The following is a 17,548-nucleotide window of genomic DNA, read 5'->3' on the forward strand; positions in this document are numbered from 1 at the left end:
ATTTTAATCCACCCTTATTTTGTTAATTGTATCTATTATTTTTATTGCTTTTCCTATATCATCTTCTATTATATTTCCGGTTACTATTATATTAGCACCAGCTTTTGCTATTTCTTCTGCTGTATTTATATTTCTTATTCCCCCTCCAGCAATAATTTTTATGTTAGAATATTTTTTAATTCTTCTTATCATTTCTGGATTAATAGGTTCAGGAGATCCAGATCCTGCTTCAAGATATAGAAATTGCATTCCCATATATTCTGCAGCTAATGCATAAGAAATAGCCAAATCGTAATTATCGAAAGGAATAACTCTTGCTCTTCCTATATGTCCTGCTGTTCCTCCATATCCTACGATTAAATAACCAGTAGGTATTGGCTCTATTTGAAGCTTTTTGATTATTGGTGCAGCAACTACTTGAGCTCCTATTACGTAATACAGATCGTCTGAATTTAATAGTGATAAAAATAGAATGGCATCAGCTTTTTCTGAAATAAGATTTACGTTACTAGGAAATATTATTCTTGGTATTTTATAATCTCCTAGTATATCTAGAATTTCATCTAATCTATCTTTTGATACTCCTAATGTACCACCAATTAAAAAGGCTGAAGTTCCAGCTTCATACAATTTTTTAGCTATACTGTTAAGTTTATCTATGTCATTAATTTTATCTGGATCTATTAATGAAAAATGTAATACCTTTTGACTATTAAGTTGATGTATGTAGCTCGCTACTTTCATTATTGTCTTCCTCTTGATTTTCATTATTGGATTCTTTTATGTCCAATTTTCCATCTAGATATAAATCTATAAATTTTCCATACGCATTTGCTTCGTCGTATACTGGAGGTACTTCAATTTCTGTATATAATCCACAATTTCCGCATTTTATTTTTGCTATACCTTCCTTAATTTCTATGCTAATTGCGATTCTTCCGCATCTAGGACATTCAAATGTTTTGGGTAATTTTGGTTTTGGTTTTATAATTTTAGTCCTCTTTTTCCTCTTACCTCCCATTCTTTTTACCTCTTTTTCTTACTTGCTTTGGTACTTACTAAATGTTTTCTCTTACCTTCTTCGATAAAAATTTCTGTAAAAGATACATAAATTATTCCAGCAATAAGTGCTATTATTGTTACTATCAAGGTTAATTCTATGATATCCATTCTATGTATAAATGAGCTTTCTCAGTTTTAATGATTTTCCATAATTGTATATTTCTAGTAAAATTTGATTGAATGTAGAAAAATCAGTTTTAATTGTAATTATATTTTTTTCTGATTCTAATGAATATTTTAATGCAAGAACATGATAGCAGAAACATTTATTTAAATAAATCTTATTGAAAATAAAATATTTACAATCACAAGAGTTTTCAGTCATTATATGATCTCTATGTCTTCGAATATCATTTGTTAGAAATATATATACTGACAGAAAGCTATTCTCTACTTCAATTTTTACTATTCTTTTATTTTCTACTGCTAATTTAGCTTTTCTTAATAACCTCGATTTTTCCATTATCGTCTGCTAGTATAATTATATCATAAAGATTATTACAAAATATTCCAGTTTCAATTACACCTGGGATTTGATGTATTTCAGAGTCTAACTTGCATAGTTCAGTGTTTTTATCCATAGGGAAATTAATATCAATTAATATATTTCCATTATCTGATATTATAGGTCCCATTTTACCTGATCCACTTCGTATTTCTACCTCAAAATTCATGCTTTGTATTGCTTTAAGTATATAGTTTACTGAGACAGGAACTACTTCAATAGGTATTTTAATTATTGAATGATTATTATTTATAATTTTATTAAATTCTCCAATAAATAATCTGAATTTTGCATTATAACTTAATAATTTCTCTCTAAGTAGAGCTCCTCCGCCTCCTTTTATCATTATTGGTTGTTTACTTTCGTGTGTAATCAAGTAATCGAAACTATCCACATAAATATCTGGCAAAATACCAGAAAATAAAGATAAAACATTAAACCCATTAGACGATAATTGTATTTCACTATCAATTGAACTTGAAATATATCTTTTTGATAGAAAAAGTGATTTATTAGATATAATTTCTTTTATAACTCTTGTGCTTGTCTTTCCAGTGCCTATTCCAATTATATTAGAATCCTTTAAATATTCAATAGCCCTTTTTGCAAGAATTTCTTTAGCATCCATAACTTTGAATAATTTAACAATAAATAAAAATGTGAGCCCGTAGCTTAGCCAGGACAAAGCGAGAGCCTCCGGAGCTCTAGAACCCGGGTTCAAATCCCGGCGGGCTCATAATGATGAAAAATATATTTACGTACTAAAAACTGTTTAGTTAGACTAAGTTCTAGTTATAAAATAGACGTAATTAACGGTAGTTAATGTTAAAATAATATCTTTATTTTATACTTTTAAATAAATCTTTTTATCGATGATAGTATAGATACGTCATTAATAAATTAGGTTTAAGGTAAGAAAAAAATAAGTACTATTTATCTAAGGTTTGTTTGGTGCCTATAATGATGGAAGAAGATTGGGAAGAAGACTTAGAAGAAGAAGATTGGGAAGAAGATACTGAAGAAGATTGGGAAGAAGATGAATGGTAAAGCTAATTTTTGATTTATTATTTTTTATACTTAGGTGAAGATTGTGAGAGTTGCAGTAATTAATTATGATTTTTGTAAGCCCGATAAATGCAATTTAGAGTGTATAAGATTTTGTCCAATCAATAGATCAGGAAGTAAAGCAATAGAATTAGCAGAAATAGTAAAAGGAAAACCTGTTATATACGAAGAGACGTGTATAGGTTGTGGTATTTGTGTAAAAAAATGTCCATTTGAAGCTATTTCCATTGTGAATTTACCTGATAAATTATCCGGAGAAATTATACATAGATATAAAATTAATGGATTCGAATTATTTGGAATTCCTATATTGAAACAAGGTTATATGATGGGGATTCTAGGAAAGAATGGTACGGGCAAGACAACAATATTTAAAATATTGAGTGGAGAAATATTGCCAAACTTTGGAGACCCAAGTATAACTTCAACAAAAGATCTTGTACTTTCCAAATTTAAAGGTAAAGAGATTTATGATTACTTCTACAAATTATATAATAAGCAATTAAAAATTGTTCATAAAATACAATATATAGAATATGCAGCAAGGTTATTAAAAGGCAATGTTTCTGAAATTCTAAAAAAGATTGATGAACGAGGTAAAATAGATGAAGTAAAATCTTTACTTTTTATGGAAAATATGTGGAATAAAGATGTTCAAAATTTAAGTGGTGGAGAGTTACAAAAACTATTAGTAGGTGCTGCTTTACTTAAAGATGCAGATGTTTATTTTTTTGATGAACCTTCATCCTACTTAGATGTAAGAGAAAGGTTAAATGTTGCAAAAGGGATAAAAGAATTAACAAAAAATAAGTATGTAAGCATTATTGATCACGATTTAATTGTTCTGGATTATATAGCAGATATGATAAGTATTATATATGGAGAAAGTAGTGTATACGGTAGGGTATCAAAAGCATATTCAGCAAGAGTCGGAATAAATAATTTCCTTTCTGGCTATCTTCCTGCGGAAAATGTTCAATTTAGGCAAGATTCTATAAAATTTATGACTAGAGATCTAACTGATTTGGATTTTTCTAAATCCAATAAAATCAAAATAGAATGGTCAGAAATTAGAAAAAAAATGTCAGATTTCTCACTTGATGTCAATTCTGGTAATGCTCGTGAAGGAGAGATAATTGGTATTGTTGGCCCAAATGGAATAGGTAAGACTACTTTTGTAAGGATATTAGTTGGAGAAATTACGCCAGACTATGGTGAAGTCTCTCCTCAAGGTCTATCTTTATCTTATAAACCTCAAAAACTCGTTCCTGAATATGAAGGTACTGTTCAACAATTCTTGGAAAATGTAAGTAAAGATATCTTATCTACTTCTTCCTGGTTTTTTGAGGAAGTAATAAGAAAATTGAATTTACATAGAATTCTAGAATCAGAAGTAAAGGATTTAAGTGGTGGAGAATTACAAAAACTTTATGTTGCAGGTGCATTGGCTAAAGAAGCTGATATTTATGTATTTGATGAGCCTTCATCATACCTAGATGTAGAAGAAAGATATACAATAGCTAAAGCTATAAAAAGAATTGTAAGAGAAAGAAAAACTGTAGCTTTTATTGTAGATCATGATCTAGCAATTCATGATTACATTGCAGATAGAATTATAGTATTTTGGGGAGAGCCAGGTAAAGAAGGATTTGCAAATTCTCCAGATAGCTTAAGAAAAGGTATGAATATATTTCTTAAAAATATGCAAATAACTTTCAGAAGGGATGCAGATACTGGAAGACCAAGAATAAATAAAATCGGAAGTTATCTTGATAGACTTCAAAAAGAAAAAGGAGAATACTACTCAATGGAATCTGTTAAAGACTAAAGCTTAATAATATGTATAGAGAAGATATCATATGAGAACTACAATAAGCGTCATAAAAGCAGATATAGGAAGCTTAGCTGGGCATCATGTAGTACATCCTGATACCATGGCAGCAGCTAATAAAGTACTTGCTGAAGCAAAAAAGAACGGAATAATTGCAGACTATTATGTTACTAATGTTGGAGACGATTTAGAATTAATAATGACACATACAAGAGGAGAACTTGATACTAAAGTTCATGAAACTGCATGGGACGCGTTTAAAGAGGCAACTAAAGTAGCCAAAGATTTGGGATTATATGCAGCAGGACAAGATTTACTATCTGATACATTTTCTGGTAACCTAAAAGGTATGGGTCCTGGTATGGCAGAGATGGAAATAGAAGAAAGACCAGCAGAACCATTTGTCGTATTTATGGCAGATAAAACAGAACCTGGAGCTTATAATTTTCCACAATATAAAATGTTTGCAGATCCTTTCAATACTGCTGGATTAGTTATAGATCCAACAATGCATGAGGGGTACAAATTTGAAATTTTAGACGTATATGAAGGAGAATCTGTAACATTACAATCACCAGAGGAAATTTATGATATATTAGCTCTTATTGGAACTCCATCTAGATATGTAATTAGGAGAGTATACAGGAAAAGTGATGGTATGATAGGTGCTGTAACTTCTATAGAGAGGCTTAACTTATTAGCAGGAAAATATGTAGGTAAAGATGATCCAGTTATGATTGTTAGGGTCCAGCATGGATTTCCCGCATTAGGCGAAACATTAGAAGCTTTCTCATTTCCGTATTTGGTACCTGGTTGGATGAGAGGAAGTCATTATGGTCCATTAATGCCAGTATCTCAAAGAGATGCTAGAGCTACAAGATTTGACGGACCACCAAGATTAATAGGTTTAGGTTTTAACGTTAAAAATGCCAAATTAGTTGGACCAAGTGACTTATTTGATGATCCTGCATTTGATGAAACAAGAAGATTAGCCTCGCAGATAGCAGATTACATGAGAAGACACGGTCCATTTATGCCACATAGATTAGAACCAACAGAAATGGAGTACACCACGTTACCATTAGTTCTAGAAAAATTAAAGCCTAGATTTAAGAAAGAATCAGACGTTGTAAAGGCAAAGCAGAGCATATATGAGAAAGAAACTGAATCAAGTGACTAAATTTTATAAAGTAGTTATTCTTTAATTTTTCTAGTGATGATTAATGGGTAATATTTATACGAGAGATATAAAGAGAATAAGTGCAGAATTATATGAAAAATATAGTACCGAAATAACTACTGATTATGCTAAAAATAAGGAAATAGTGAAAAGATATGTAGACGTGTATTCAAAAAAAGTAAGGAATAGGATTGCAGGATATTTAACTAGATATGCAAAAAGAGCTAGAAATGTTAGAACAGAAGTTAGTGAAGAGGTTACAGATGAGGAGTGACAAAAGTAATTCTTTTAGGTCCTTTAAGTCAAACCTTTGGTTTTAAAGAAAAGGAAATACAAGCTAATACTTTATTTGATATAATAAATGCTGTAGATTCTGGAAAGCATATTTTAATTGATGGAGAAAAAATTAGGTCAGGATTTATTATACTTATTGATGGTATAGATTCTAGATTATATTCAAATGCTAATATAAAACAAGATTCTGTAATTAGTATAATACCGGTAAATCATGGCGGATAAACAATGATAAATATCTTAAAAGTAGTTTTTAATGAGAACTTAAAGAAACAGATAAAATTTGACGGACACTGTATAACGCAAATAGTAAAAAATCTTCCATCTAATGCAGTACTAAGACAAGCGTGCTATATTTTTTTTCAGACATATAGAAAGTCAAAAATAAAAGATCCAACGTTATATTTTCTTTCATTATTATATTCTGATTTTCAGATTAGCAAAGTAATAGAGTATAATAAGTTAAATGAAGGCGATAACGTATATATTATAACATGTTGTAACGAAGTTACAAGTAGAGATGTTATATCTATTTTATCAAATAACGAGCGACTAATGCTAACTAGGAATGCAATAAATTCGGCTTTCTGAGTCTTATTTAAATTATTATTATTTAAAATATGGATCTAAATAGATATGGTTCAATAGTCTTATTTATTCTTGGTATACTTATAATCTTATATCAACTTCATCTATTAGTTATTAATTTTACTTATGTGATATATTTTTCTATAATAGCTATATTAGCACTTATTTTGTTAATATTTTTAAGATCTAAGTTAGGAATATTTAGCGATATTATTATAAAAAATAATATTTTTATTATAAAAACTAATAATGATACAATTTATGGTATAATTGCCAAGATATTAGGAAAACAAGAATTAGATACTCAAAATAATAGTATATTACAACGCGAATTAGATAATCTCTTAGATACATTAGCTAGGCACTCATCAGAAATAGATTATACTATAATTACTTATGTTCATAAAAGAAGAAAAACTTCAGCATTAGTTCTCTTCAAAAAATGCGATAATTGTGAAGAAGAAATTCTAGAAGAGTACAAAACTATCCAAGAATTAGCTACATCTATAGCTCCTCACATAGTTTTGCAATTAGTTAAACCTACTAAAGATCTAATTCCAATGCCAAATAGTTTTGGAAATATAGCATATGCTAGAGTTTTCGATAGAGTTTATGATTCACCAAAATCAGAAGATAACAATATAGATTTTGATATAGAATTAGGAACTTTAACTACTCCTGAGTTATCTTCAGTGCCAGTAGGAATAAGAACTTCTGATGTTTTTAGACATATAGGGATTTTTGGAACTACTGGAAGTGGAAAATCAAATACTGCATCGATAATTGCATCTCAATTGTTAGAAAAAGGATTTAACGTAGTTATTCTTGATTGGCATGGGGAGTATATAGAAAGATCAAAAAATTTTAAAGTATTAAGTAATGATAGTTTAGTAAAATTAAATATATTAAAATTCAATAGTATAGATGATACTGTAGAGATTCTATCTGATGTATTACAATTAACTGATCCTCAAAGATTTATGCTATATATATTGTTAATGAAATTAAAAAAATATCCTAGCTTCAACTTAAAAAGTTTCATCTCCGTACTATCACAAATTGAGTCTACATCAAATTGGTCAAAAGAGGTAAAAATGGCATTAGCAAGAAAAATGTATCCTATATTTACTGCAGAAGGTAAGAAAATCTTTGCGTCATCTGACTCAAATGATATTACTACATTATTACAAAGTTATCACGGTATAATAGTTAATTTAAGCTCTATAAAGAATATAAAATTACGAAAAATTTATTCTTTATTCTTGATAAAATTAATTACTGATTTATATATGGATAACAAACAAGCTATGCCCATCATTTTAATAATTGAAGAAGCTCATAATTATTTTTCAACTGATAATGATTTCACAAATAAACTTATTAGCGAAGTAAGAAAATTTGGAGTAGGATTATGTATAGTTACTCAATCTCCTTCTTCGATTTCGCCGGAAGTTATGAAAAATACTAACATAAAGATTATTCATAGTATTAAATCTGATTTAGATAAGCATATAATTTCTGACTCAATGTCATTATCATCCAATCTTGTAAATATAATGGACAAATTAGATCCAGGAGATGCGATATTATCTGCACCTAATATAAAACAGCCAATAATAATAAAAATAAATAAAATAAATTATATTTAGTCTTCTTCTGATGATTTCTTTTCTCCACTTTCTTTAGAGCTTCCTCCAGATTTCTTCCCTGCTGCTACTAGATCATCAATTCTTAATACTAATGTAGCTGCTTCTGTAGCTGCTTTTATAGCATTCATTTTTACTAATGCTGGATCTATAACTCCTTTCTGCCACATATCTATTGGTTGGCCTGCGTATAAATCTACTCCAATCCACTTGTTGTTTTCATTTTCATGTAAGCTTCTTAACTTCATTAATAGATCAATAGGATCAAATCCTGCATTCTCTATTAATATCATAACTAAATTCTCTAGTGCAGTTGCATATGCTTCAATTGCTAATTGTTCTTTTCCTCCAACTTGAGGTGCATATTTTCTTAATCTTTTTGCTATTTCTATTTCTATTGCTCCTCCACCTGCTACTGCTTTTCCATCTTTTATTACATCTGCTACTGTACCTAATGCGTCTCTTAATGCTCTTTCTGTTTCATCTACTACTCTTTCTAATCCTCCTCTTATTAAGATGCTTGTTGCTTTTGGATTCTTAGCTCCTTCTACGAATACCATTTTATCTTCTCCTATCTTCCTTTCTTCTACTAGTGCTGCATAACCTAAATCTTGAGATGATAATTCATCAATATTTGATACTACTCTTCCTCCGGTTGCCCTAGCTAATTTTTCTAGATCGCTCTTCTTAGCTCTTCTTACTGCTAATATTCCTTTCTTTGCTAGATATGATTGTGCTACTTCATCAATTCCTTTCTGGCATATTATGACATTAGCTCCAGCTGCTACTATCTTATCAACCTTATCTTTTATCAAATTCTCTTCTTCCTCTAAGAATTTCTGCATTTGTGTTGGATCGTTTATTCTAATTTCTGCATCCAATTCTGGCTTTTCTACTTCTAATGATGCGTCTATTAATGCAATTTTTGCATTTTCTATTCTCTTTGGCATTCCTGGATGTACTACTTCTTTATCTACAATTATTCCATAAACTAATTGTGTATCATTTATTCCTCCTCCAGCTTTTTTAACTATTTGAATATTATCAAGATCGACATACCATTTATCTCCTCTTAATTCAGATACTTGTGTAACTGCCTTAACTACTATGTCAGCAAGGTACTCTCTTGCACCTGCTACTGCTTTGCTGCTTAATGAAGTCATAGCAACTTTCTTAAGTAGATCGGTGTCATTTACGCTTACTGCTTCACCTATTTCTTGAATTGTTTGCAATGCTACTTCTTCTGCTTTTTTATATCCGCTTATAATTATTGTAGGATGAATATCTTTATATAGTAACTCTTCTGCTTTCTTTACTAACTCTCCTGATAATATTACTGCAGTCTTAGTTCCATCTGCTGTTTCTTCGTCTTGGCCTTTTGCTATTTGTACTAGCAATTTTGCTGCTGGATGTTGAAGATCCATCTTATCTAGTATTGTTGCTCCATCATTTGTTATTGTAATATCTCCAAGGCTATCTACTAACATCTTATCCATTCCTCTTGGTCCATATGTGCTCTTTAATGCTTCTTCTACTGCTTTTACTGCAGCTATATTTGCTCTTACTGCTTCTTTTCCATATGTCCTAGAAGAACCTTCTTTTAAAATAATAACTGGAATACCTTCTGGAGTTGTTGCGACTGTAGCTGTAGATGCCATCTAGCTCACCTTTTCCACGAAAACATTAAAAGAGGTTATATAAAAACTTTGCGTTTTTCTATACGTTACTTAATTTTAAATAAGTTACTTTGTGAGTTCAATCTTTCTGTATTTTATATTTCTAGGAATTTTATATGTAATTTTCTTAAAATATTTCTCATTTATATGTAATTTTCTTAAAATATTTCTCATTTTGTTTCCTCTATATCCAGATAGATAGAAACTTATTGCTACTCTTGTCTTTATTTTTTTACCGCTAAAGTATCCATACTTTGTTAATTCATCATAAATTTTTCTAACAGAAGTATCCATATTAAGAAGTTGTAAAGCATAGATTCCATCCTCAGTAAGGTATTTATTCTTATTGCTTAAATCTATCTTATATTTGTTTTTATATCTTATATTATCTAAGATAGATAGAAACTCCTTTGTATTTTGATTTATAGTAAGCTTATTAAAATCTATTACTATTTCATTATTATTATATCTTTCATAGTCATACATTGAATCTATAACGCTGGCACAATCTCTACATATTACTGTTCCATTTTTTATATCCCATAATAGATTTGTTGATCCGCAATAAGGGCATTGCATAAATTACATATCATTTAAAGTATTGATGAATCTTTTTTACCTAATAGGATATGAAGAGGCATATGGATGAAAGTGAAATACAATTTTCAGACTTGATCGACTGCTTATATAAGAATTGTATCTCTGATACAAATATTTCATATATAGAAGAGAAATATAAAGATAATTCTAACATATGGAATCTTCTGTGCGTAGCTTATGATCTTAAGCTAAGAGGAAAACGTGTAAAAATTTCTAAGATACCAAATTTATTGGAAATAGTAGATTCTAAAGGGAAAGTAACTGATTTAATAATTATATATACTGAGAACGCGCCATTAGAAATTTTAGAGATGTTCAAATATTTAGATTTATCGAAATCAATGAGAGTTTCAATATATTTGGCTATTATAGATAAGTATGGTGATATAACTTATTATAATCTTTCAGAAGTATCATTATCGAAGTGAAATTTAATGATATCTTTTGAGCCAGTTAGGGGTATGAAAGATTATTTTGGAGAAGAAGCAGAAAAAATAGAATTTATTTTAAGTTCTTTTAGAGATATTGTTGAAAATTCGGGATATTCAGAAATAATGACACCTATTCTTGAAGATTTTAAATTATTCTCGTTAAAGGGAGGAGAAGAATTAAGAAATACCATGTATGTTTTTAAAGATAAGGCAGATAGAGAGGTAGCACTAAGACCAGAATTTACTCCAAGTGTTGTAAGAGCTTTTTTAAATAATTTTCAGCATTATCCTAAACCATTAAGATTATACTACATGGGTACAGTATATAGGTATGATGAACCTCAATTTGGTAGATATAGAGAATTTAGACAAGCTGGAATAGAAATGCTAGGAGAAAACACACTGAATAGTGATGTAGAAGTATTACATGTTCTATATCTTTTTTATAAGAAACTAAATTTGATAAAATCTATAAAAATAAAACTAAATAATATAGCTATTTATCGCCTTTTATTTAAATATTTGAATATACCAGATGATACTCAAGAGCATATACTTCATTTAATAGACAAAAATCAGATTTTAGAAGCAATGAAAATAATCTCTAATTTTGGTAGTAAGTTTACTAATATATTCCAAGAATTATTAAATAAAAGGCAATGGAGTGAAAAGGAATTAAACGATTTTTATTCTGATTATATGGAAAAAATTGGTATAAATGGATTGGATTTAGAATTTCAAAGATTAATTGACGTATTTAATATATTTAGTTCTATTAATATTAATATATCTTTAGATTTAAGCTTTGTAAGAGGATTAGCTTACTATTCTGGAATAATTTTTGAAGTAACTACCGATACTCTGCCATTTTCTATTGCTGGAGGAGGTAGATATGATAATTTAGTAGAATTATATGGCGGTCCTAATACTCCAGCTATTGGCTTCGCTATAGGGGTAGAAAGAACATTAGAAGCATTAAACTCGATAGAGCAAAAAATGAAAAAAAATAAGAAAAAAATAGTCGTAATACCATTAGACAAGTCTGTAATAGCTTACTCAATGGATATAATAGAAACTATAAGATCTAACAATATGATATGTGTACTTAATGCAAAGGACATTCAGCTATCGAAGCTTATTCCATTTTATGCTGAGCAAAATTATAATATAGCAATAATTATAGGTAAAAAAGAGAAGGAAAATAACAATGTAACTATACGCTATTTAGACAAGAAAACTCAAGAAAGTGTACCAAAAGAGCAGATAATAGAACGTTTAAGGCAAATAATATAAATGTATAATTTAGTAAAATAGTTGAGGAGATTATTTATGGAAGAACTTCCATCTACTGCAATTGGTATTAAGGTAAATGAAGGAATAGTATTAGCAGCAGAAAGAAGATTAAGTTATGGAGGATATGTATTAAGCAAATCTGCAAAAAAAGTATATAATGTTGATAGATTTGGTATTGCTGGAGCTGGACTTTTTGGAGATTTGCAAGCACTTACAAGAATAATGACAGCTAATATTAAAGAATATGAATTACATAATGAAAGGCCAATTTCAACTAAAGCTGCAGCAAAATTATTATCAATAATTCTATATCAAAACAAGTATACTCCATTTATTTCTGAAATAATTTTTGGAGGAATTGATGATAGCACGCCACAGTTATATGTGTTAGATCCGCTAGGATCGCTATTAGACGATGTTTATGCTGCTGTAGGTTCGGGTGCGAGGGTAGCTATAGGCGTATTAGAGGCAGAATATTCTCAAAGTATGCAATTAAGTCAAGCTAAGGAACTAGCAATAAAAGCAATAAAAGCATCTATAGAGAGAGATATAACTTCAGGAGACGGTATTGACGTATTAACAATAGATACGCGTAATATAATAAATGCAGAATTCGTTCCATATTAAATAAAAAATTAACTTTTTATTGCGCAAAAATATACATGATCCATTATATTAAATCCGTATTTATTAATGAAACTTTGTTGGCTTTCTATTCTTACTATTAATCCATAAAGCGAGATAATAGTTACATAGCCATGATCTGATTTTTTTTCTGTTACTATATATCCTTGGCCACAAAAATCGTTATCAGTAAAATTTGGTCTGGTTCTAGAAATTATAATAGTTACTTTTTCATCTTTATTAAAAATATTTATTTGTCTAGTAACATCTAGCGATATATTAATATTATCTGTATTAATTTTTACAATATATAGATCTCTTAATGCTCCGGCTTCAATAGAATTTACAATACCATCTTCTTTAAATTCTGTTGTATTACTTTGCACGTCTTTTCACTTCATTATTTAAATTCGTGTATATTAATTTTATGGGGATGATAGTTGAGTATAACAAGAAAAGCTGTATATGATATAAATTCCTTATTAGATAAAAACATAATTGTTAAATTAACTAATAATAAAACGTATATAGGGCAACTAGTATCTTTTGACCTTGCTCCGTTTTTAATTACCCTAGCCAATGCAAAAGATAATGAAAACAAAATGTTCTACAAGGTTATAATAAATGGCAATTTAGTATCTGAAATTATAGTACAATCTGAGCCAATTTTTAATCCGAAAGAGTTTGCAGATATAGTACAAAAATCATTGAATTTGAGACAAGCAGATATAAAAGTTTACGATGAAGCGGGTGTAGTAGTAATTCTAGATAAAATCAAAGTTTCAGAAAACGGTGTAGAAGGAAGTGGAGCATTAGCTCAGAGAATCTATGATTTATTTAATGAATATATAGAAAAGCGCAAAAAAGAGGTAGCTTAATGATAGGGGATTTTGAAGTAAAAGATGAAGACTTAGCTGGAAGAATAGGAATATTAGAGACTAAACACGGAAAAATAGAAACACCAGTATTTTTCCCTGTAATCAATGCTTTAAAATCTGAAATAGGAATAAATGATATCATCGATATAGGATTTAATAATTTTATTACAAATGCATATATTCTAAAAAAGAATAATTTAGTAACTACCGACATTCATGAAGAATTAAAATCTCAAAAATCTGTAATAATGACTGACTCTGGAGCATATCAAATTCTAGAATATGGGGAAATAGAAATTAGCAATAAGGAAATAGTAGAATATCAAAGTAAAATAAAGCCTGATATAGCTGTAATTTTAGATATTCCTACAGGCGAAGCTGAAAACGAATTAGAAGCTAAATATACTGTAGAGGAAACAATAAAAAGAGCTACAGAAGTAGAGGATATTATAACTAGTTCCTCTGATATAATTTGGACGCATCCAATACAAGGAGGCAAATATCTAGATCTACTAAAGTATTCTGCACAAAAAGCTAATAATAATGATAAATATAAAATGTTAGCACTAGGAAGTCCTACAGTAATAATGCAAAACTATGACTATACTTCACTAATAGATATGATATATACTGTAAGAAGCAATATTAGTAGAGGCAAGCCATTACATTTATTTGGTGGAGGAGTACCTCATATTATTCCTTTTGCTATAGCTCTTGGAGTTGATTCTTTTGATTCTGCATCGTATATTCTATATGCAAGAGATAATAGGTATATAACTAGAAATAGGACATTAAGATTAGATAAAATGGAGTATTTTTCATGTAGCTGTCCAGTATGTAGTAAGTATTCTCCTAAAGATCTGCTAGAAATGGATAATAAAAATAGAACACGATTACTGGCTATTCATAATTTATATAAAATATTAGAAGAAATTAGAGAAACAAAAATAGCTATTAAAGAAGGAAGATTATTCGAATATTTACAAGAAAAAGCATATTCACATCCATCAGTATATTCTGCATTTCTTAGAATACTTAAATATCATGACTATTTAGAAAAATATGATCCGCGTGTAAAAGGAGAAGTAAGAGGAATATTGCTGTATGATTCCAATTCCTTCTATAGACCAGAAATAATTAGACATGATAAATTTATGATGCAATTTAAGCCAAAGCATAATCTTGCAGTAATAATCTGCTATGATAATCTTAATGTTCCATTCATATATGATGATTATATAAAGGATATAGCTTATGAATATGAAAATGATGCAGATATATTTATAGCAGTACCATTTTATGGATTAATTCCCCTTTCAATTTCAGAGTCATATCCATTGTCTCAATTTGAAATTCCAACTGAGATTGACGATTTAACATTAAAACTTACAGAAAATAAGATTAATGAATTTATAGAGAAAAAATATAAACAAATAAAAATCTTCAATTGTGAAAAATCTAAGTTACATATAATGTCTGTCTAAGCCAGATTTATTTATTTCTTTTTGAATGCTTTCTAATTGCTTTTGTAATTCTTCTTCTAGTTTTTTAGCATCTTCATATAATTCTGTGGTATCTACATTAAATCCAACTATTTTATTTATAACTTCTACCGCAACAGCAGCTGCTGCAGGATCTATTCTATCTCTATCAGCATATGGTAATACTACATTAGCAGGTAAATCTAGCATTTCAGCATATATAGTAAATAATGCTAGCGGCCCTACCATAATCAATTGCTTTTCTAGTAATGGATAATCTAAATTTATTGAACTCTTTGATGTTTTTAACCATCTTAATTTTTCCTCTTTTTCTCTATATCTCTTATCTAAACCACCTATCAGTAATATGTTTTTAACACCTAACTTATTTAGCCATCTTATAGTATCTTTAGCGAAATCATTCCAATCTTTTTGAACAGGAACTAAATGATTTAGTAGGACAATCGTGTTATACTCTTTATCATAAAATAGATCTAATGGGGTAGCTATTCCATAATCATCAAGAAAAGTAACATCTCTTAAATTCTTAGTTGCTATAAATCCTATTCTTTGCATATTTCTTTTCAAAACTATATATCTTGAAGCTAAATATCCTACTTCTCCTATTGTCCTAAATCCAGTTATGAATGTAGCTCCTTTTAATTCATTTTCTGATAGTTTAAGTATTAGTTCCATTTTTATTCCTCTCCTTTACTACTAAAGCTATTCCTCTCTTATATTCCATTATCTCTTCAGCAGATAATTTTAATCTTCCTACAGCTATAACGTTATCATTCTCGTTTACAATAATTCCTTGATCTCCAGCTCTTAGTTCATGATCTATCTGCTTAACATGCTTACAAAAAACATTTCCCGATTCTTGAATAGCTTTAGCTATTTCGTTTGATACAACAAGTCTTAATTTATAAGGTTTTACACATTCTACAATTTTATTTGCAGAATTAATTGTTAATGAAAATAAATTATCTTGAGCTCTTAGTACTAAAAATAAATTCTTTCTATTATCTAGAATATTTCTTATTCTATCTGTGTTTATAGATCTTTGAATATAAAAGCTTTGTTCTGAAAAAATACAATCAGCAATATCATATCCGAACTGATATGAAAAAATATCTTGAAGATAACTTAACTCTTTTTTGCTTGCTCTTTTAGGTTCAGTTACAAATTCAATCATACGTACTTCTCTTCCCTTCCTTTATATTCAGATTTTTTCTTGCTTTTAATTCTATTAATTGCCTCTATAAATTGTTTCATACTTATTTCTCTTTTACCTTCTCTTATAGATATATAACCTGCTTCAGTGCATATATTTCTAATTTCAGCTCCACTCAATCCTTCACTTAACTTAGCTAGGGTATCTAAATCTATATCATTACTTACTTTCATTTTACTTGTATATATCTTGAAAATTTGCTTTCTTCCTTCAATATTAGGTAATGGAATTTCTATTAATCTATCAAATCTTCCAGGTCTTAGTAATGCAGGATCTAGAATATCTATTCTATTCGTAGCTGCTATTATTTTTACGTTATCCAATGGTTGGAATCCATCTAATTCTGCTAATAATTGCATTAATGTTCTTTGTATTTCTCTCTCTCCACTAGTTCCTAAATCTACTCTTTTAGCCCCTATTGCATCTATTTCGTCTATAAATACTATTGAAGGAGCCTTTTTCCTTGCTAGTTCGAATACTTCTCTAACTACCTTTGCCCCCTCTCCTACAAATTTCTGAGCAAATTCTGATGCTATGACATGAATAAAAGTAGCGTTACTTTCAGTTGCTACAGCCTTAGCTAACATAGTTTTTCCAGTACCAGGTGGACCAAAAAGTAAAACTCCTTTAGGTGGCTGAATTCCTAGTTCTTTAAATATCTCTGGGTTTTTCAATGGCATTTCTATTACTTCCCTTAACTCTTGAATTTGCTCATCTAATCCTCCTATTTCTGAATATTTTACGTTTGGTTTTTCTGATACTTCCATAGATTTTATAAATGGTTCTTCTCTTTCAGGTAAAATTTTTACTATTGCAGAACCTCTTTGATTCAAAGCTACAGACATACCTACCTTAATATCATTCATTGCAATCTCATTACTTACAGAAACTATTAGATTAGGACCAGATGTGCTTCTTACTACTACTTTTCCGTCATCCAATATATCCAATACCGTAGCCTCTATTAAAGGTGGACTTAATAATTTCTCTAGCTCTGATTTATAATAATTTAGTTCTTTTCTTAAACTTTCAGCTTCAGTTTGTAGCGCATTAATTTTTTCCTCTAATAATCTTATTATTTGTTCATAATTATCGGAATTATCCCTAGAAACATCTAATTCTCCAGACAAACTTAATCCATATCAGTTATTGATTAGATA

Annotated in this window: 22 protein-coding genes and 1 tRNA gene; 12 read left to right on the top strand and 11 right to left on the bottom strand. The window is 29.3% G+C overall.

The features are described from left to right. Positions 1 to 3: 3 nt before the first annotated feature. From B6F84_RS07385 to rpiA, 5 genes are read right to left on the bottom strand one after another with little or no spacing between them, the layout of a single operon-like run. The gene (locus B6F84_RS07385; RefSeq protein ID WP_476692190.1) at positions 4 to 744 is read right to left on the bottom strand and encodes a phosphoglycerol geranylgeranyltransferase; all 741 of its coding nucleotides are present in this window, start codon (positions 742 to 744) and stop codon (positions 4 to 6) included. After that, on the bottom strand, positions 713 to 1,021 hold the full coding sequence (locus B6F84_RS07390) for a transcription elongation factor (protein WP_148691654.1): 309 nt from the start codon (positions 1,019 to 1,021) through the stop codon (positions 713 to 715). Before B6F84_RS07390 ends, B6F84_RS07385 begins: the two co-directional genes overlap by 32 nt. A 5-nt stretch (positions 1,022 to 1,026) precedes the next feature. Beyond that, positions 1,027 to 1,170: a hypothetical protein gene (locus B6F84_RS13855; protein WP_187152656.1), complete on the bottom strand. Its 144-nt coding sequence runs from the start codon at positions 1,168 to 1,170 to the stop codon at positions 1,027 to 1,029. Position 1,171: 1 nt separating this feature from the next. After that, entirely contained in the window at positions 1,172 to 1,525 is a 354-nt protein-coding gene (locus B6F84_RS07395) for a hypothetical protein (RefSeq protein ID WP_148691655.1), read from the bottom strand. Beyond that, positions 1,494 to 2,195 carry a ribose 5-phosphate isomerase A gene (gene rpiA / locus B6F84_RS07400; RefSeq protein WP_148691656.1) on the bottom strand — a complete coding sequence of 234 codons (702 nt, stop codon included), beginning with the start codon at positions 2,193 to 2,195 and terminating at the stop codon, positions 1,494 to 1,496. Before rpiA ends, B6F84_RS07395 begins: the two co-directional genes overlap by 32 nt. Before the next feature lie 33 nt (positions 2,196 to 2,228). Here rpiA and B6F84_RS07405 point away from each other — a divergent pair. The 7 genes from B6F84_RS07405 to B6F84_RS07435 all read left to right on the top strand — a co-directional run bounded on the left by B6F84_RS07405 (position 2,229) and on the right by B6F84_RS07435 (position 8,174). After that, positions 2,229 to 2,303: transfer RNA gene (locus B6F84_RS07405), tRNA-Arg, on the top strand. A 354-nt stretch (positions 2,304 to 2,657) separates the two neighbouring features. Beyond that, positions 2,658 to 4,460: a ribosome biogenesis/translation initiation ATPase RLI gene (locus B6F84_RS07410; protein WP_148691657.1), complete on the top strand. Its 1,803-nt coding sequence runs from the start codon at positions 2,658 to 2,660 to the stop codon at positions 4,458 to 4,460. A 31-nt stretch (positions 4,461 to 4,491) separates the two neighbouring features. After that, positions 4,492 to 5,643: a fructose-1,6-bisphosphate aldolase/phosphatase gene (gene fbp / locus B6F84_RS07415; RefSeq protein ID WP_148691658.1), complete on the top strand. Its 1,152-nt coding sequence runs from the start codon at positions 4,492 to 4,494 to the stop codon at positions 5,641 to 5,643. A 43-nt stretch (positions 5,644 to 5,686) separates the two neighbouring features. Further along, positions 5,687 to 5,917 carry a 30S ribosomal protein S17e gene (locus B6F84_RS07420; protein ID WP_148691659.1) on the top strand — a complete coding sequence of 77 codons (231 nt, stop codon included), beginning with the start codon at positions 5,687 to 5,689 and terminating at the stop codon, positions 5,915 to 5,917. Then, on the top strand, positions 5,914 to 6,162 hold the full coding sequence (urm1, locus tag B6F84_RS07425; RefSeq protein WP_148691660.1) for a Urm1-like protein: 249 nt from the start codon (positions 5,914 to 5,916) through the stop codon (positions 6,160 to 6,162). The genes B6F84_RS07420 and urm1 overlap by 4 nt, the downstream gene beginning before the upstream one ends. 3 nt (positions 6,163 to 6,165) lie before the next feature. After that, positions 6,166 to 6,528, top strand: coding sequence for a hypothetical protein (locus tag B6F84_RS07430; protein ID WP_148691661.1), 363 nt, complete (start codon positions 6,166 to 6,168; stop codon positions 6,526 to 6,528). 164 nt (positions 6,529 to 6,692) lie between these two features. Then, positions 6,693 to 8,174: a DNA-translocating ATPase CedD gene (locus B6F84_RS07435; RefSeq protein ID WP_236748918.1), complete on the top strand. Its 1,482-nt coding sequence runs from the start codon at positions 6,693 to 6,695 to the stop codon at positions 8,172 to 8,174. On the opposite strand, the gene thsB is transcribed toward B6F84_RS07435, so the two are convergent. Together thsB and B6F84_RS07445 are read right to left on the bottom strand one after the other, a co-directional pair. After that, positions 8,171 to 9,829: a thermosome subunit beta gene (gene thsB, locus B6F84_RS07440; RefSeq protein WP_148691662.1), complete on the bottom strand. Its 1,659-nt coding sequence runs from the start codon at positions 9,827 to 9,829 to the stop codon at positions 8,171 to 8,173. The genes B6F84_RS07435 and thsB overlap by 4 nt on opposite strands. 84 nt (positions 9,830 to 9,913) lie before the next feature. Next, a complete protein-coding gene (locus tag B6F84_RS07445; RefSeq protein ID WP_148691663.1) occupies positions 9,914 to 10,426 on the bottom strand; it encodes a TFIIB-type zinc ribbon-containing protein in 513 nt (170 codons plus the stop codon). Between the two features lie 62 nt (positions 10,427 to 10,488). Between B6F84_RS07445 and B6F84_RS07450 the strand changes: the two genes are divergently transcribed. The 3 genes from B6F84_RS07450 to psmB are packed head-to-tail and all read left to right on the top strand — an operon-like array spanning position 10,489 to position 12,798. Beyond that, positions 10,489 to 10,875, top strand: coding sequence for a ribonuclease BN (locus tag B6F84_RS07450; RefSeq protein WP_148691664.1), 387 nt, complete (start codon positions 10,489 to 10,491; stop codon positions 10,873 to 10,875). 6 nt (positions 10,876 to 10,881) lie between these two features. Then, a complete protein-coding gene (gene hisS, locus B6F84_RS07455; protein WP_148691665.1) occupies positions 10,882 to 12,171 on the top strand; it encodes a histidine--tRNA ligase in 1,290 nt (429 codons plus the stop codon). Positions 12,172 to 12,207: 36 nt separating this feature from the next. Beyond that, the gene (gene psmB / locus B6F84_RS07460) at positions 12,208 to 12,798 is read left to right on the top strand and encodes an archaeal proteasome endopeptidase complex subunit beta (RefSeq protein WP_148691666.1); all 591 of its coding nucleotides are present in this window, start codon (positions 12,208 to 12,210) and stop codon (positions 12,796 to 12,798) included. Between the two features lie 8 nt (positions 12,799 to 12,806). Here psmB and B6F84_RS07465 read toward each other — a convergent pair whose 3' ends face one another. Next, positions 12,807 to 13,181: a DNA-directed RNA polymerase subunit G gene (locus tag B6F84_RS07465; RefSeq protein WP_148691667.1), complete on the bottom strand. Its 375-nt coding sequence runs from the start codon at positions 13,179 to 13,181 to the stop codon at positions 12,807 to 12,809. 54 nt (positions 13,182 to 13,235) lie between these two features. Here B6F84_RS07465 and B6F84_RS07470 point away from each other — a divergent pair, with 54 nt between their 5' ends. Together B6F84_RS07470 and tgtA are read left to right on the top strand one after the other, a co-directional pair. Further along, complete coding sequence (locus B6F84_RS07470; protein WP_148691668.1) at positions 13,236 to 13,673, top strand: Lsm family RNA-binding protein; 438 nt, start codon at positions 13,236 to 13,238, stop codon at positions 13,671 to 13,673. Continuing rightward, positions 13,673 to 15,157: a tRNA guanosine(15) transglycosylase TgtA gene (tgtA, locus tag B6F84_RS07475; RefSeq protein WP_420807155.1), complete on the top strand. Its 1,485-nt coding sequence runs from the start codon at positions 13,673 to 13,675 to the stop codon at positions 15,155 to 15,157. The genes B6F84_RS07470 and tgtA overlap by 1 nt, the downstream gene beginning before the upstream one ends. On the opposite strand, the gene B6F84_RS07480 is transcribed toward tgtA, so the two are convergent. Genes B6F84_RS07480 through B6F84_RS07490 form a run of 3 tightly spaced genes read right to left on the bottom strand, consistent with a single transcriptional unit; the run spans position 15,137 to position 17,518 of the window. Continuing rightward, positions 15,137 to 15,850 carry a proteasome assembly chaperone family protein gene (locus B6F84_RS07480; protein WP_148691669.1) on the bottom strand — a complete coding sequence of 238 codons (714 nt, stop codon included), beginning with the start codon at positions 15,848 to 15,850 and terminating at the stop codon, positions 15,137 to 15,139. The two genes, tgtA and B6F84_RS07480, sit on opposite strands and share 21 nt — an antisense overlap. Beyond that, on the bottom strand, positions 15,834 to 16,349 hold the full coding sequence (locus B6F84_RS07485) for a PUA domain-containing protein (RefSeq protein WP_148691670.1): 516 nt from the start codon (positions 16,347 to 16,349) through the stop codon (positions 15,834 to 15,836). Before B6F84_RS07485 ends, B6F84_RS07480 begins: the two co-directional genes overlap by 17 nt. Continuing rightward, positions 16,346 to 17,518: a proteasome-activating nucleotidase gene (locus B6F84_RS07490; protein WP_148691671.1), complete on the bottom strand. Its 1,173-nt coding sequence runs from the start codon at positions 17,516 to 17,518 to the stop codon at positions 16,346 to 16,348. Before B6F84_RS07490 ends, B6F84_RS07485 begins: the two co-directional genes overlap by 4 nt. Positions 17,519 to 17,548 lie beyond the last annotated feature (30 nt).

This window comes from Acidianus manzaensis (assembly GCF_002116695.1).
Taxonomy (GTDB): domain Archaea; phylum Thermoproteota; class Thermoprotei_A; order Sulfolobales; family Sulfolobaceae; genus Acidianus; species Acidianus manzaensis.

Excerpts from the sequence above, each read along its gene's own strand:
- B6F84_RS07395 (WP_148691655.1), bottom strand. The coding sequence starts at position 1,525 with ATGGAAAAATCGAGGTTATTAAGAAAAGCTAAATTAGCAGTAGAAAAT.
- rpiA (WP_148691656.1), bottom strand. The coding sequence starts at position 2,195 with ATGGATGCTAAAGAAATTCTTGCAAAAAGGGCTATTGAATATTTAAAG.
- hisS (WP_148691665.1), top strand. The coding sequence starts at position 10,882 with ATGATATCTTTTGAGCCAGTTAGGGGTATGAAAGATTATTTTGGAGAA.
- B6F84_RS07445 (WP_148691663.1), bottom strand. The coding sequence starts at position 10,426 with ATGCAATGCCCTTATTGCGGATCAACAAATCTATTATGGGATATAAAA.
- B6F84_RS07480 (WP_148691669.1), bottom strand. The coding sequence starts at position 15,850 with ATGGAACTAATACTTAAACTATCAGAAAATGAATTAAAAGGAGCTACA.
- tgtA (WP_420807155.1), top strand. The coding sequence starts at position 13,673 with ATGATAGGGGATTTTGAAGTAAAAGATGAAGACTTAGCTGGAAGAATA.
- B6F84_RS07485 (WP_148691670.1), bottom strand. The coding sequence starts at position 16,349 with ATGATTGAATTTGTAACTGAACCTAAAAGAGCAAGCAAAAAAGAGTTA.
- B6F84_RS07450 (WP_148691664.1), top strand. The coding sequence starts at position 10,489 with ATGGATGAAAGTGAAATACAATTTTCAGACTTGATCGACTGCTTATAT.
- B6F84_RS07390 (WP_148691654.1), bottom strand. The coding sequence starts at position 1,021 with ATGGGAGGTAAGAGGAAAAAGAGGACTAAAATTATAAAACCAAAACCA.
- psmB (WP_148691666.1), top strand. The coding sequence starts at position 12,208 with ATGGAAGAACTTCCATCTACTGCAATTGGTATTAAGGTAAATGAAGGA.
- B6F84_RS13855 (WP_187152656.1), bottom strand. The coding sequence starts at position 1,170 with ATGGATATCATAGAATTAACCTTGATAGTAACAATAATAGCACTTATT.
- fbp (WP_148691658.1), top strand. The coding sequence starts at position 4,492 with ATGAGAACTACAATAAGCGTCATAAAAGCAGATATAGGAAGCTTAGCT.
- B6F84_RS07385 (WP_476692190.1), bottom strand. The coding sequence starts at position 744 with ATGAAAGTAGCGAGCTACATACATCAACTTAATAGTCAAAAGGTATTA.
- B6F84_RS07430 (WP_148691661.1), top strand. The coding sequence starts at position 6,166 with ATGATAAATATCTTAAAAGTAGTTTTTAATGAGAACTTAAAGAAACAG.
- thsB (WP_148691662.1), bottom strand. The coding sequence starts at position 9,829 with ATGGCATCTACAGCTACAGTCGCAACAACTCCAGAAGGTATTCCAGTT.
- B6F84_RS07420 (WP_148691659.1), top strand. The coding sequence starts at position 5,687 with ATGGGTAATATTTATACGAGAGATATAAAGAGAATAAGTGCAGAATTA.